Genomic DNA, 13,933 nt, shown 5'->3' with positions numbered 1-13,933 from the left:
CTGGCCGTCGCGGTTTCCCTGATAGCCGCTTCTCTGTCCATCACGGTTCTCCGCTGGAGCTGCGCTCTTAGCCGGCTCTGCGGTCTGCTCTGCACTTGCTGCTGCCGGACGGCTTGCCGGCGCGCCGGTCTTGGCTGCGTTTCCTGTATTGGCCTTGCCTGCCGGACGGCTTCCTCTCTGTACGCTGTTCTGCGGACGATAAACCGCTGCAATCCGCTTTTTCGGCGGCTCAGTTGTCTTCTCCGCCTCTTTCTTCTCTGCCTCTAACGGCTCTTTCTTTATATCTTCCACTCGATTTGTTTCCGCCTTTCCTGTATCTGTCTTTGACGCTGTCGTCTGTCTCTTTGCTCCTGCAAGGAAACATCTGACTGCTTCTGCCTGTTCCTCCGTCACCTTGGAAGAATGGCTTTTTACGTCAAAATGATTTTTCTGCAGTATCTCTAAAACTTCTTTATTTGATTTGCCAATCTGTTTTGACAACTCATTAACTCTCATGTTTTGCTACCTCCGTTCCGGCACTGCCTTCCCGTTCTGCATAAGCTCCTAAAAGAGCCCGCCCAGAAAAGCGTTAATCATCTAACTTCTCTCTTAACGCCTTTGCAAAACCGGAATCCAAAACGGCCAGAGACGCTCTCATCTCTTTTCCCATCGCGTGTCCCAGCTCTTCTTTCATGCCGAACTGGTACACGGGAACCTTGTAGTATGCACATGAATTTTCAAACATCTTTTTTGTATTGTCCGACGCTTCTTCTGACACGATCACCAGATACGCTTTTCCGCTCTTGATCGCCTTCTCGGTCATGAACTCCCCGCTTGCCGTCTTGCCGGCGCGCGTCGCCAGTCCCAGAAGATTCAGCACCTTTTTACGATTTTCCAAACTGCTCCATCTCCTTTTCCAGCGTCTCATAGACTTCCTTCGGAATCGCCATTTTGAGCGACCGCTCCAGTCCTTTGCTCTTTACCGCCTTTTTCCAGCAGTCCATCGAAGGACAGAGGTAGGCGCCGCGTCCATTCCTGCGGCCTGTCGCGTCAATCTCGATCGTATCGTCGGCTGTCTTTAAAACGCGGATCATTTCTTTTTTGCTCTTCATTTCTCCGCATCCGATGCACTGTCTGAGCGGCACTTTCTTTGCTCCCACTGTCTATCACTTCCATTTCTGTCAAATCCCGGTTCTGCTGCTTTCTTTCTGCCAAATCTGCTTGTTCCGCCCGAAATCAGCATCCCCGCACATTATCTGTCAGGATTATTCCTGCTCCGCCACCGGCTCTTCTGTGCCCTCAGCTGCCTCATTTTCTGCTGCCTCGGCTGCGTCTTCCTCTGCCACGCTGATCAGCGGGTCATCGGTGTAGCCCTCGAAGCCTTCCTCATAACCGCTCTCAAGCTCATCTAAAAGACCGGACTCTCTTGCCTGTGTCTCGCTCTTGATATCAATCTTGAAGCCGGTCAGGCGGGCTGCCAGGCGTGCATTCTGCCCCTCTTTACCGATTGCCAGGGAAAGCTGGTAATCCGGAACGATCACCTGTGCCTCGCGTGCTTCCTCATCTGCTGCAACCAGGATAACCTTTGCCGGGCTTAACGCGTTCTCAATCAGGAATGCAGGGTTGTCATCCCAGTTGATGATATCGATCTTCTCACCGCGCAGCTCATTGACAACCGCGCTGACACGCGCGCCGTTTAAGCCGACACATGCACCGACCGGATCGACGTTCGGGTCGTTGGAGCTGACTGCCATCTTCGTACGGGAACCTGCCTCACGTGCGATCGCCTTGATCTCTACGGTACCGTCTCGGACCTCGGCAACCTCAGACTCAAAAAGGCGTTTTACCAGATCTGGATGGCTTCTGGATACGGTGATACGCGGGTCGCGCTGTGTCTCTTTTACTTCGATGACATACAGTTTGATACGCTCGGTCGGTTTGAATACCTCGCCCTTTACCTGCTCACTCTCGTTCAGGATCGTGTCGATCTTGCCTAAGTTGATGCTGATGTTGCGTCCTACATAGCGCTGTACGATACCAGTTACGATATCTTTCTCTCTGCAGTGCCACTCCTCATACAGGGCGTTGCGCTCTGCCTCACGAAGCTTCTGTAAGATAACATTCTTCGCGTTCTGAACGGCGATGCGTCCAAACTCCTTGGAATTGACAGAGAACTGAACGATGTCGCCCAGCTCATACTTGCTGTTTAAGAGCTTTGCCTCTGCCAGGCTTACCTGGGTCATCGGATCCTCTACGGTCTCCACAACCTCACGCTCTGCCACGATGGAAAAATCTCCTGTTTCACGGTTGATGTTTACCTTGACATTATCTGCCCGGCCATAATTGTTTTTGTATGCTGTCAGCAGAGAATTTTCAATTGCTTCTAAAAGAACATCTTTGCTGATATTGTTTTCTTTTTCCAGCAGATTTATTGCCTCAATCAACTCTTTATTCATTTTATTTTATCTCCTCCTACCGTCTAAAAATCAAAGGCTAAACGAATCAAAGCAATCTCTGATTTTTCAAATGTACGCTCGCTGCCGTCCTCCATCGTGATTGTCACAGAATCTGCGTCATAGGACGTAAGCGTTCCTGTAAATTCCTTCTGTTTGTCGATCGCTTTATACAGGCGGATCTCCACATCTTTACCGATGCTTCTTGCAAAATCTTTCTCTTTCTTCAGAGGACGTCCCAGTCCCGGAGAACTTACCTCCAGTATATAGCTGTCCTCAATGAAATCTTCCTTATCCAGCCATTCACCAAGCAGACGGCTGATTACCTCGCAGTCATCAACGGTAATACCGCCCTCTTTGTCAATGTAGCACCGCAGATACCAGACGCCGACCTCGCGGACATACTCCACATCAACCAGCTCAAACTGATGCTGCTCCAGAACCGGCGTGATCCACGCCTCTACCCGTGCTTCGTACTGATCTCCCTTTGCCACACCCCCACCACCTTTCTATGAAATTAGAAAGAGTGGACTTTTTTGTCCACTCTTTCCAGTCAGTCTATTATGTTATCGTGCCTAGTATAACATGCTTTTTTCGGAAGTTCAAGAGGTATTTCCTATTGTTTCTCTTTATTTACCGAATACAGCCTCATAATCTGCTTTGAATTTCTCGATACCAGCATCGGTCAGCGGGTGTTTTACCATCTGCATCAGAACCTTGAACGGAACAGTTGCGATGTCAGCGCCAGCCTTCGCGCACTCGATGATGTGCATCGGATGTCTGGTGGAAGCACAGATAATCTCGGTGGAAATCTCCGGATAATTGTCAAAGATCTCTACGATATCGTAAATCAGGTCTGTACCGTTGGTGGAGATGTCATCCAGACGACCTAAAAACGGAGAAACGTATGTAGCGCCTGCTCTTGCAGCCAGAAGTGCCTGGCTGGCAGTAAAGATCAGGGTTACGTTGGTCTTGATGCCCTCAGCGGACAGAGCCTTCACAGCCTTTAAGCCCTCGGTAGTCATCGGGATTTTAACAACCATGTTCGGATGAATCTTAGCAATCTCACGACCCTCTGCGATCATATCCTCTGCCTTCACAGTCGTAGCCTTAACCTCACCGGAAATCGGTCCATCTACAATGCTGGTGATCTCTTTGATAACCTCATTAAAATCACGGCCTTCTTTTGCAATCAGAGACGGGTTTGTGGTAACGCCACAGATAATACCCATATCATTCGCTTCACGGATCTCATCAACATTCGCGGTATCAATAAAAAATTTCATTTCCCATATCCTCCTAATTTTTATAAGATAGATAGCCAGTATCTCCTATATTTACTATGCATAAGTATACCATACTTGTCCCATCTATTTCCATACTTGTATCTATATTTTACAAATTGTTACTGTTCACGCATACGTGCCCAGTAACTACAAATTCCCTTGTCCGTAATACGCCCCCGGACCATGCTTCCGCAGATAATGTTTATCCTGCAGACACTGCGGCGCTTCCTTCACATCTGGATTGATCATCTCGCAGCGCGCCGCCATCTTGGCAACCTCCTCGAGTACAACCGCGTTGTGAACCGCCTCATGGGCATCCTTGCCCCAAGTAAACGGTCCATGGTTCTTGCAGAGCACGCATGGCACCGCCATCGGGTCGAGCTTCCTCTCCTCAAACAAATCTGCGATCAGCACGCCTGTGTTCCACTCATAATTCTTTAATTCTTCCTCATTTAAGTTTCTCGCGCATGGAACGGAACCGTAGATATAATCTGCATGGGTCGTTCCGTAGCACGGAATGTCGCGTCCCGCCTGCGCCCAGGAAGTCGCCCACGGACTGTGCGTGTGAACCACGCCGCCGATCTTCGGAAAACGGTTATAAAGAATCAGGTGGGTTTTTGTATCAGAGGACGGATTCAGCGTTCCCTCAACACGGTTTCCTTCCAGATCCATGACAACCATATCATCTGGCGTCAGTTTGTCATAGTCCACGCCAGACGGTTTGATGACAAACAGCCCCTTCTCACGGTCAATCCCGGAAACATTGCCCCAGGTAAAGGTAACCAGACCGTATTTCGGAAGCAGCATATTGGCTTCGTATACTTCTTTTTTTAATTCTTCCAGCATCGATTAAAACCTTCCTTCTACGGCGCCTCTCTCGGCAGCCAGACCATTGATATAGCTTGTCATAAACGCATTGAAGCCCTCGACATCCTTTGCATCCGGCTCCATCGTCTCCGCCTTTGCATCTGCAAATACCTGCTCATTTAAGTAATCGGACAAGCTCTGTCCCGGCTTCTTATCCTTGCGGTATGCCGCCAGAACCGCGATACCCCAGGCACCGCCCTCACCAGCTGTCTCCATAACGGATACCGGCACATCAGCAGCTGCCGCCATGATACGCTGTCCAACACCCTTGGTCTTGAAGAATCCGCCATGACCCATCAGTTTATCCAGTGTCACGTGCTCTTCCTTGAACAGAATGTCCAGACCATATTTCAGGGTTGCCAGGGAACTATATAAATGGGTACGCATGAAATTTGCCAGTCCCAGCTTGCTGTCGGGACGGCGCATAAACAGCGGGCGTCCCTCCTCGAAGTCGGTGATCGGCTCGCCGGAAAGGTAGCAGTAGGACATCAGTCCTCCGCAGTCTTCATCGCCCTCAAGCGCCTTGCGGTACAGGGTTCCAAACAGGGTGTTGCGGTCTGTTTTCTGACCCATCAGCTCATAGAACTCTTCAAACAGACCTACCCAGGCATTCAGATCGGAGGTACAGTTGTTGCAGTGGACCATGCCGACCAGATGACCGTCCGGCGTAGTTACCATGTCAATCTCCTGGTGAACCGTCTCCAGAGTCTTTTCCAGAACAACCATTGCAAATACGGAGGTTCCGGCAGATACGTTACCGGTGCGGACCGCCACACTATTGGTTGCAGTCATACCGGTTCCTGCATCGCCCTCCGGCGGGCACAGCGGAATGCCAGCTTCCAGATTGCCGCTCTCATCCAGCAGCTTCGCGCCTTCCTCAGTCAGCGTTCCCGCCTCATCGCCAGCGCTCAGAACCTCCGGCAGAAGGTCGCGCAGCTTCCACGGATATCCCTTCGGAACCATTATTTCTTCGAATTTATCCAGCATTTCAGCATCATACTGTCCGGTTGCCGGGTCGATCGGGAACATACCCGAAGCATCGCCGACGCCAAGTACCTGCTTGCCAGTCAGTTTCCAATGTACATATCCGGCTAAAGTGGTCAGAAAATGCACGTGGGATACATGCTCCTCGCCGTTGATCACTGCCTGATACAGGTGTGCAATACTCCATCTCTGCGGGATATTGTAGTTAAACAGGTCTGTCAGGCGTCTTGCTGCCTCGGCGGTCATCGTATTTCTCCAGGTACGGAACGGAACGAGCAGCTTTCCGTCCGCATCAAACGCCATATAGCCGTGCATCATAGCGCTGACGCCCATCGCACCAACCCTTTTAAGCGTTAAACCGTATTGGTTCTTCACATCAGCAGCCAGATCCGCATAGCAGTCCTTTAAGCCCTTCCAGATATCTTCCAGGGAATAGGTCCAGATACCATTTTCCAGACGATTTTCCCACTCATAGCTCCCCTGCGCGATCGGCGCGGTCGTGCCGTCCGTCAATACTGCCTTGATTCGGGTCGAACCAAATTCAATTCCGAGCGCTGTATTTCCGCTCTCTATGTCTTTCTTGATCTCTTCCGCACTGCGGGCCATATCCATCCTCCTCATTGTAGCAAAAAGGCGCACCGCCGCCGGAATTATCATCCCCTTGGCTGCGGCACGCCCCGTCATTCATAACTATTTTATTTTCACAATTGTGGCGAAAACTTATGCAGTTACGTCTTTTTCAAATTTTTTATCTTTCAAACACCCTATTATTTCATAAAGAATTTCTGTAAATCAGCCTCTGTCGTATCTTCGCCGATTGTAATTAACTCGGTACCGGTCAGACGCGCGAACATAGCGATGTCATCTCTCGTCAGAGCGGTAGATACAACGGAGTGATGAGCGCCGCCTGCGTAGCACCATGCAGCCGTACCGATCTGGAAGTTCGGTTTATGACGGTACATAATTCTCGCTACCGGAAGTTTTGGCATCGGTTTCGGCTGTTTTACAAGCTCGATATCTGCACAGATGATGCGGAAATGATCGCCCATATCTACCATCGTTACCTGGATACCATCGCCGGTCACGCCGTCGAAGATCAGTCTTGCCGGATCCTCCTTGCCGCCGATACCCAGCGGAATTACATCAATCTCCGGTTTGGTTGCTGCAAATGCCGGCGGAACCTCCAGCATATGGGAAGCTAACTCTAACTCCTGTCCCGGAGTCAGATCGTAGGTGTAATCCTCGATAAAGCCGGTTGCGCCCTCTTTGCCCTCGGACATCTTCATCAGGACTGCAGACAGAGCGGAAATCTTGTAATCACCCTCCGGACCAAAGCCGATGCCTTTGCCCATCAGGTTCTGTGCTGCGATACCCGGAAGCTGCTTTAAGCCGTGCAGATCCTGGAAGGTGTCTGCAAATGCACCGATTCCGTTCGTGAAGAGGAATTTCTCCAGACCCACTTCGTATTTAGCCTGCTCGCGGACAGAATCAATGCGGTCGGTCTTCATTGTATACTTATCGGTATACTCTTTCATCTTCGCGTCGATCTCTTCCTCGGTTACCTGGTTGATGATGTCAACCAGATCGCCCAGTGCATAGTAGTTGCACTCCCAGCCGTATTTGATCTGGCTCTCTACGCGGTCGCCGTCGGTAACCGCCACCTCGCGCATGTTGTTGCCGAAGGAAGCTACCTTTAAGGACTTAGAGTAGGAGATAGCCTTTGCAACGGATGCAAACTGGCGGATCTTTGCTACCACATCATCATGTTTGTAATATCCAGCTACAACCTCATGCGGAATACCCATTCTGGCAACGATGAAGCCGTACTCACGGTCGCCATGTGCGGACTGATTCAGGTTCATGAAATCCATGTCGATCTCATCATACGGAAGCTTCTCATTTGCCTGTGTATGTAAATGAAGCAGCGGTTTTCTTAATTCCTGCAGACCCTTGATCCACATTTTTGCAGGGGAGAAGGTGTGCATCCATGTGATAACGCCGACACAGTCATCATCATTCGAAGCTTTCCGCATATCCTGAATACAGATTTCAGAAGTCTCTACGGTTGGAAGAAGTTCGATCTCTGCCAGATCGCCCACTTTTTCGTTTAAGAATGCAACCATCTGACGGCTGTCTTCTGCAACCTGTTTCAGGCATTCCTCTCCGTATAAGTCCTGGGAACCCACAATAAAATATAACTTTTTCATTTTAATCTGCCTCCTTGTCATTTTCAATGTATATCCCGAACCGAATTTCCGTTGTTAAACATCACCGGAAACCGGTACGAATACTTCTTTTCCTGCCAATCCGAATCCTCTATCATCCGCAGAAGATTGCGCGCTGTCAGACGCCCAAGATTGTACTTGGGATGAATCACGGACAGGATCGTGAGATCCCCCTCCTGCACCGGTCCGGCATCATCAAACGATACCAGGGAAATATCTTCCGGCACGCGCAGTCCGCGGTCCTTTAAAAAATCCATATAGCTGCCCGCCACCTCGTCGTTGTAGAGGATCATCGCGGTACAGTCCTTCGTCCGGCGGTACATCCGCTGGAGTCCTTTTTTGCTTAATTTTTCTTCCATATCCCGGGTCGAATACCAGCGGATCCAGTCCTCCTGGAAATCGATCCCGAAATCCGACAGGCACTCGATAAAGCCGCGGTAACGCTCGATCCCCTGCCAGTCATCGTATTTGAAAATACCGCCGATCCGGGTATGTCCGTTCTGTATCAAAATCCGCGTCAACTCATAGCCCGCGCGCGCATCCGACATCTCCACGCTGTCAAACGTCTCATTCTGGTAATGATTGTGAATAAACAGCGTCGGAATATTTCTCCGCCGTATCTCCTTGTAAAGCCGCAGATTCGGATTCGGGAAACTGGAACGCGTCCCCTCGATGATGAGTCCGGACACATTGCGCCCCAGCATCCCCTTGAGATACAGGGCCTCATCATTTAAGCGGTTACGCGTGACCGAAACGCTGATCTCATAACCTTCCTCCCGCAGGACGGACTCGATTCCCTCGTACACCTGCGGAAACAGGTAATCTGAAAAATAACTGAGAATCAGTCCGATGCGGGGACGTTCTTCCTTATCCTTCTCCGGCGCATAGGAAACGTATGTGCCGCTTCCCTTGACCCGGGCAATCAGCCCGTCCTGCTCCAGGCGGTCGAGCGCGTTGCGGACCGTCTGGCGGGAGTATCCAAATTTATTCTGGAGCATATGCTCGGATGGAAACTTGTCCATATTCCGGAGCACCCCGCTCATAATCAGCGTCCGACCCCAGTTGTAGAGCTTCTGATATTTAAGTCCACCCTGATTCCGGCTGCTGTTCTCCCTCATACTGTAACCTCCAGATGTCGCTTTTGTCTGTCCTATTTGATAACCTGCAGAGACTGACGGTCTGCGAATACAGCTACGAATATCAGGAATACAACACCCTGGATGAGCTGCATCATCTGTGTGGTAAAGCCCATCATCGTCAGACCACTGTTCAGGACGATGTACAGAAGAGAACCAACGATGATATTCTCAAAACGTACCTTCGCACCACCGGAAATCGGCATACCGCCCAGTACCAGTGCAATCAGGATCTGGGTCTCAAGCTGGTTACCACCGGAAGAAGTAACCGAACCAACCTTGATAACATTGATAAATGCGGCAAATCCTGTGATCGCACCTGCCAGTGTGTAGATAAGGAACTTCATGCGGTCGGTACGGATGCCGGAGAACATCGCTGCTTTCTCACCTGCTCCGATCGCCTTTAAATAAGTACCAAACTTGGTAAAGCGGAATAAAATAAATCCGATAATCAGGACCACCAACGTACAAGCCAGCTTTAATTCAGTGCTGTCGAAGTTGATTAACATCGCAGAGCCGGCTACCGGCGCGTTGGTCGTCAGATATTTGATAAATCCACGGAATAAGAACATCGTACAAATCGTAACGATGAAGGATTTAATCTTGCGGTATACATAGAAGTAACCGTTGATGGCACCGATCGCTGCACCAACCGCGATACCTGCCACAATCGCCAGTGGAATGCTGGTCTTGGAAACCATGCAGACAACAATCGATGCAATACCAAGGATGGAACCCTGGGAGAAATCCAGACCGCCCATCGTCATGATAAAGAATACGCCGGTTGCCGAAATCATAGTGACATACACCTGGGAAAGTACCAGAGGAAGGTTATTCATCATCCGGAAATTCGTCAGGGCATTGAACATAAGAAAGATAATAATCAGTCCCGCAATCGGCAGAAGCGAACGGATCATCGTCATTTTTGATAACTTTTTGAGCTGCTGCTCTTTATTTTCCGTACTTGTCTTAACTTGATTCTCCATTGCATCCTCCTTATACCATCATCGTGATCAGGCTGTTCTCATCCATCGCCTCATCACGTTCCAGCTCACCGCTGATCTTGCCGTCCTTCATGATAATGATGCGGTCGCACATACCAATCAGCTCCATCAGCTCCTCGGAAATCATGATAATCGATTTTCCATTCTTTCTCATCTGGTTCATTAACTGGTAAATGTCCTGTTTAACCTTAATATCAATACCACGGGTCGGACTGTCGAGAACGACAATATCGGAATCTTTTCCAATCCATCTTGCCAGAACGACCTTCTGCTTATTACCACCAGAAAGCTCCGAAACAAACTGGTTTACGTTTACCATCTTGACGGACATCTGTTTTGCAAACTGGTTGGAAAATTCTCTTAATTTCTTATCGCTCAACAGGTGAAGCTTGTTTGCCAGCGAATCCAGGGACGGCAGGCAGATGTTGTCGCCGATGCTCTGGTTTAAAACGACCGACTCATTATCACGATCCTTCGACGTATACGCGATGCTGTGCTTGATCGCGCTCGGGATATCGTTGATCTGCGTTCCGTCTGCCAGCTGTACCGTACCGGTTCTGTCATAGGAAGCGCCGAAGATTGCTTTGCCGATCTCATGCATACCGGACTCGGACAAACCGCCGAAGCCAAGGATCTCGCCCTTGTGAAGGTCAAAAGACACATCCTCAATCAGTCCCGGAACCGTCACATTTTTCACTGAAAGAACCACTTCATCCGATACCTTCTCGCCGTAGTCTGCACGGTAATAATCACCGGTCACCTCACGGCCTACCATCAGACGTTTCAGATCGTCCTCGGTCACATCCTTGCTCTTGACGGTATCAATGTAAACGCCGTCGCGCAGGATCGTGATGGTATCTGACTTCTCCAGAATCTCCGGAAGGTCATGGGAGATAAAGATAACCGTGTTGCCGCTCTCACGGATGCGGTTCATGTGTTTGTAAAGTTCTTCACGGCCTTCCTGGGAAAGTGCCGTGGTCGTCTCATCGATGACAACGATCTTCGGATTGAAGTAGGTCGCCTTTACGATCTCGACCAGTTTCCGGTCCTCGAAATTGTAGTTGTCGATAATGTCTGCCGCCTTGATACGCTCGAAGCCGTACTGTTTCAGAAGCTCCGTCGCCTTTTTATTCATGGCATTTGTATTTTTAATTCCCATATGTACGAACTGATCTTCGTGTCCCAGGAATATATTTTCCGCTACTGTAAGTCCTGACAAGGTTCCTAACTCCTGTACGATGATAGAAACACCCTCGTTGTTGGCTTCTACCTGATTCTTCGGATGAATCTCTTTCCCATCCAGAATGAAGGTACCGCTTCCGATACTGTAGATGCCGGTCAGCATGTTGGTCAGCGTCGATTTACCGGAACCATTCTCTCCGATCAGCGCGTGAACCTCGCCTTTATTGACATTAAAAGACACATTCTGAACTGCCTTCGTGATACCGAAGGACTTGCAAAGATTTTTTACCTGTAATCTTACCTCGCTCATTGCATTTCCTCCCTCGATTTACTTGACAATCTCGCCTTTTTCCGCTTTTGTGGTCAGCGTGATGATGATTAACAGTGCCAGACCTGTGATAACGTCCTGAATTGCTGTCGGTGCGCCCATCGCGATGAAACCAAAGAAAATAATGTTGATAACAAACTCGCCGATGACGATCGCCTGCAGCGGCATGCCATATTTCTTAAACGCCAGACCGAAGAAGCATCCCATCGTCGGAACGAAGTTACGGCTCATCGACGCCATACCGGTTACCGCTACCATGGAGGAACCGTAGCTGATCGTTAAAATCGCCATAACGCCTAAAAATGCGCCGCTTAAGATAAATGCAAGTACTTTGTACTTATTAACATTGATACCCATGTTTTTCGCTACGAACTCGTTGCTGCCGATCGCATATGTATACGTACCAATCTTTGTATAATTTAAGAAAATGTAAGCTGCCACACATGCCAGAAGTGCCAGAATAATGTTCCACGGCATCTGTCCGAATGCACGGAGGTTGGACGGAAGCGTCTGCTCCACGCCGCCTGCGATGTAGTTGGCAACCGACTCATAGATAAGAGCCAGACCCGTCGTTACAATCATGGACGGGATACGGAGTTTTACATAAAAAACACCGTTTAAAAGTCCGACAATCGTACCAGTCAGCACGCTGCCGATGATAAGACCGGCATATCCCATGCCGAAACGAGAGGCAAATACACAGCCTACAATCGCTGAAAGCATGATGTTCGCGCCGATGGAGAAATCGAACATACCCATAACCATAACAAAGTAAAAACCAACAGCGCCAACCGTCGCGATCAGGCTGGCCTGAAAATAACTCAGCATATTGGCCGGAGAACCAAAATTGCCCGGCGTCAAAGCTTTAAAAATCGCCCAGGAAAGCACTACCAAACCCACCAGGATGATATAACCCTTGGCAGTTCCCGAAAGTTTTTTCTTTCCGGTTGTTTCAACAACAGAAGAACCCATATTTTATACCTCATTCATAACTGCTCAGTTTCTTTTTTCTTTTAAAGAAAAGACCGGCATCGCGCCGTGCGATACCGGCCTTTTCTATTACATTCAGCCTCTTAAAATTCTATAATTTGAATCAGTTTCTGAACTAATTAGTTGCCTGCTCTCTGTGCAGCATCCTCGATGGAGATACCAGCTGCAGTTGCTTTCAGGTCATCCAGGCTAAGCTCGGACATAGCTACCAGTTCCTCATCGGTGTATGGAAGCTGATCTACGAAGTACTGCTCATATGCTTTGTAGTCGTCCGGAGAAGATACATACAGATACGGGAACGGAACATCCTCGAAGTTGCCCTCGATACCTGTGTAGTTGCCCTTGATTGCGTTGTAAACCATCATGAAAGCGATAAGCGGATCGCAATAATGTCCACCGGACTCACCGGCCATAGAACCATTCTCAAGTCTCTCGCCCAGATCCGGAAGGAAGTCTGTGGAAACGATGTCGATATCCTGAGTCTTGCCTGCACGCTCAACTGCTGCGATAGCGCCCTGAAGCGGGTCACCGCCGCCGCCTGCCGGAATCAGTGCATCCAGAGTCGGATCTGCGGACATCAGAGCCTCTGCTGCCTTGGAACCACCCTCAGAAGAAGTACCTGCGTACTGCGGCTCAGACAGTTTTGCCTGATCATCCGGATGCTCTGCGTTCCATTTCTCAACGCCAGCTTTGTAGCCTTCCCATCTGCCAAGCCAGGTAGCGTCGCCCTGCTCCCAGCCGATCAGACCGATGTTTCTGTCGCCCTTGTCCAGAAGAATCTGAACTAATTTTTCACCGTTCTCCGGCTCGTTCTCATGAACAGCGCCGATGTAGTACGGTGATGCGGTTGCTAAATCATAGATATCCTTGCTGTTCTCCTGGCTGATAACACGGAAGAACTGTGCCAGATATACTTTATTGTCATTACATGTCTTAATAGCGGATGTCATCTCTGTATCAGAAGAGTTGCAGATGATGATACCCTGGCATCCTGCTGCTGCTAACTGCTCTACGGATGCGGTAACCTTCTCCGACACATGACCCTGGTCAACATACTGAACCTGAACGCCCAGAGCCTTTGCTGCCTCGTCGATGATCAGCTTACACTGGGAACCAAGTACATCGGTGGAGGACCAGATGGAAACACCGATCTTGATGTCTTTGTTGTCGATCGTCGAAGCTGCTGCCTCGCTTCCTTCTGCTGCAGAAGCATCTGCTGCCTGTGTCGCATTTGCTGCTCCAGAGCCGCCGCATGCGGTCATGCTCACTGCCATCGCTGCTGCTGTCATGGATGCAGCGGCACGTTTGAACATTTTTTTCATTCTAACTACCTCCCATAAAATTTTCTTTGCAAGCGGCACCCCAGCCGCACTGCTTTGTTGCTTTTCACAACTTTTTGTGATTTTATTATAACAATCCAGGACAAGTTGTGCAAGTAAATACAAGATCATTTTTTCATAAAGTTGTATTTTATTTTGTATATTGTTATAAATTTAACG

14 protein-coding genes are annotated in these 13,933 nt (G+C 49.4%); all 14 read right to left on the bottom strand.

Annotated elements, in window-relative coordinates; translation table 11 throughout:
• Positions 1-495: translation initiation factor IF-2 N-terminal domain-containing protein (locus DXD12_RS07415; protein ID WP_182457038.1), on the bottom strand; the 495-nt coding region annotated here is incomplete at its 3' end.
• A 73-nt stretch (positions 496-568) separates the two neighbouring features.
• Positions 569-877, bottom strand: coding sequence for a ribosomal L7Ae/L30e/S12e/Gadd45 family protein (locus DXD12_RS07410; RefSeq protein WP_107000578.1), 309 nt, complete (start codon positions 875-877; stop codon positions 569-571).
• A complete protein-coding gene (locus DXD12_RS07405) occupies positions 864-1,139 on the bottom strand; it encodes a YlxR family protein (RefSeq protein ID WP_118637935.1) in 276 nt (91 codons plus the stop codon). The genes DXD12_RS07410 and DXD12_RS07405 overlap by 14 nt, the downstream gene beginning before the upstream one ends.
• A gap of 105 nt (positions 1,140-1,244) precedes the next feature.
• Positions 1,245-2,435 (bottom strand): transcription termination factor NusA, encoded by a 1,191-nt coding sequence (nusA, locus tag DXD12_RS07400; protein WP_118637933.1) that lies wholly within the window; start codon positions 2,433-2,435, stop codon positions 1,245-1,247.
• A gap of 23 nt (positions 2,436-2,458) precedes the next feature.
• Positions 2,459-2,926 carry a ribosome maturation factor RimP gene (rimP, locus tag DXD12_RS07395; RefSeq protein ID WP_118637931.1) on the bottom strand — a complete coding sequence of 156 codons (468 nt, stop codon included), beginning with the start codon at positions 2,924-2,926 and terminating at the stop codon, positions 2,459-2,461.
• A 135-nt stretch (positions 2,927-3,061) separates the two neighbouring features.
• Complete coding sequence (gene fsa, locus DXD12_RS07390) at positions 3,062-3,718, bottom strand: fructose-6-phosphate aldolase (RefSeq protein ID WP_118637929.1); 657 nt, start codon at positions 3,716-3,718, stop codon at positions 3,062-3,064.
• A 147-nt stretch (positions 3,719-3,865) separates the two neighbouring features.
• The gene (locus DXD12_RS07385) at positions 3,866-4,564 is read right to left on the bottom strand and encodes an L-ribulose-5-phosphate 4-epimerase (RefSeq protein WP_107000582.1); all 699 of its coding nucleotides are present in this window, start codon (positions 4,562-4,564) and stop codon (positions 3,866-3,868) included.
• Positions 4,565-4,567: 3 nt separating this feature from the next.
• Positions 4,568-6,175, bottom strand: coding sequence for an FGGY-family carbohydrate kinase (locus DXD12_RS07380; protein ID WP_118468292.1), 1,608 nt, complete (start codon positions 6,173-6,175; stop codon positions 4,568-4,570).
• A gap of 161 nt (positions 6,176-6,336) precedes the next feature.
• Positions 6,337-7,776 (bottom strand): L-arabinose isomerase, encoded by a 1,440-nt coding sequence (gene araA, locus DXD12_RS07375; protein ID WP_117796232.1) that lies wholly within the window; start codon positions 7,774-7,776, stop codon positions 6,337-6,339.
• Between the two features lie 23 nt (positions 7,777-7,799).
• Entirely contained in the window at positions 7,800-8,912 is a 1,113-nt protein-coding gene (locus DXD12_RS07370; protein ID WP_107000585.1) for a GntR family transcriptional regulator, read from the bottom strand.
• A gap of 32 nt (positions 8,913-8,944) precedes the next feature.
• Positions 8,945-9,916 carry an ABC transporter permease gene (locus tag DXD12_RS07365; RefSeq protein WP_107000586.1) on the bottom strand — a complete coding sequence of 324 codons (972 nt, stop codon included), beginning with the start codon at positions 9,914-9,916 and terminating at the stop codon, positions 8,945-8,947.
• A 10-nt stretch (positions 9,917-9,926) separates the two neighbouring features.
• Complete coding sequence (locus DXD12_RS07360) at positions 9,927-11,426, bottom strand: sugar ABC transporter ATP-binding protein (RefSeq protein ID WP_107000587.1); 1,500 nt, start codon at positions 11,424-11,426, stop codon at positions 9,927-9,929.
• A gap of 18 nt (positions 11,427-11,444) precedes the next feature.
• Positions 11,445-12,416, bottom strand: coding sequence for an ABC transporter permease (locus DXD12_RS07355; protein WP_107000588.1), 972 nt, complete (start codon positions 12,414-12,416; stop codon positions 11,445-11,447).
• A gap of 137 nt (positions 12,417-12,553) precedes the next feature.
• Positions 12,554-13,756 (bottom strand): sugar ABC transporter substrate-binding protein, encoded by a 1,203-nt coding sequence (locus DXD12_RS07350; RefSeq protein ID WP_107000589.1) that lies wholly within the window; start codon positions 13,754-13,756, stop codon positions 12,554-12,556.
• Positions 13,757-13,933: the final 177 nt, after the last annotated feature.

The organism is Clostridium sp. TF11-13AC (genome assembly GCF_003481065.1).
Classification (GTDB): domain Bacteria; phylum Bacillota; class Clostridia; order Lachnospirales; family Lachnospiraceae; genus Otoolea; species Otoolea fessa.
The sequence above is the reverse complement of the archived record's forward strand: the minus strand, read 5'-3'. Positions and strand labels throughout refer to the sequence as shown.

Bases quoted from the DNA above. Each gene is read 5' to 3' on its own strand.
- nusA (WP_118637933.1), bottom strand. From the start codon at position 2,435: ATGAATAAAGAGTTGATTGAGGCAATAAATCTGCTGGAAAAAGAAAAC.
- fsa (WP_118637929.1), bottom strand. From the start codon at position 3,718: ATGAAATTTTTTATTGATACCGCGAATGTTGATGAGATCCGTGAAGCG.
- DXD12_RS07385 (WP_107000582.1), bottom strand. From the start codon at position 4,564: ATGCTGGAAGAATTAAAAAAAGAAGTATACGAAGCCAATATGCTGCTT.
- DXD12_RS07380 (WP_118468292.1), bottom strand. From the start codon at position 6,175: ATGGCCCGCAGTGCGGAAGAGATCAAGAAAGACATAGAGAGCGGAAAT.
- araA (WP_117796232.1), bottom strand. From the start codon at position 7,776: ATGAAAAAGTTATATTTTATTGTGGGTTCCCAGGACTTATACGGAGAG.
- DXD12_RS07370 (WP_107000585.1), bottom strand. From the start codon at position 8,912: ATGAGGGAGAACAGCAGCCGGAATCAGGGTGGACTTAAATATCAGAAG.
- DXD12_RS07365 (WP_107000586.1), bottom strand. From the start codon at position 9,916: ATGGAGAATCAAGTTAAGACAAGTACGGAAAATAAAGAGCAGCAGCTC.
- DXD12_RS07360 (WP_107000587.1), bottom strand. From the start codon at position 11,426: ATGAGCGAGGTAAGATTACAGGTAAAAAATCTTTGCAAGTCCTTCGGT.
- DXD12_RS07355 (WP_107000588.1), bottom strand. From the start codon at position 12,416: ATGGGTTCTTCTGTTGTTGAAACAACCGGAAAGAAAAAACTTTCGGGA.
- DXD12_RS07350 (WP_107000589.1), bottom strand. From the start codon at position 13,756: ATGAAAAAAATGTTCAAACGTGCCGCTGCATCCATGACAGCAGCAGCG.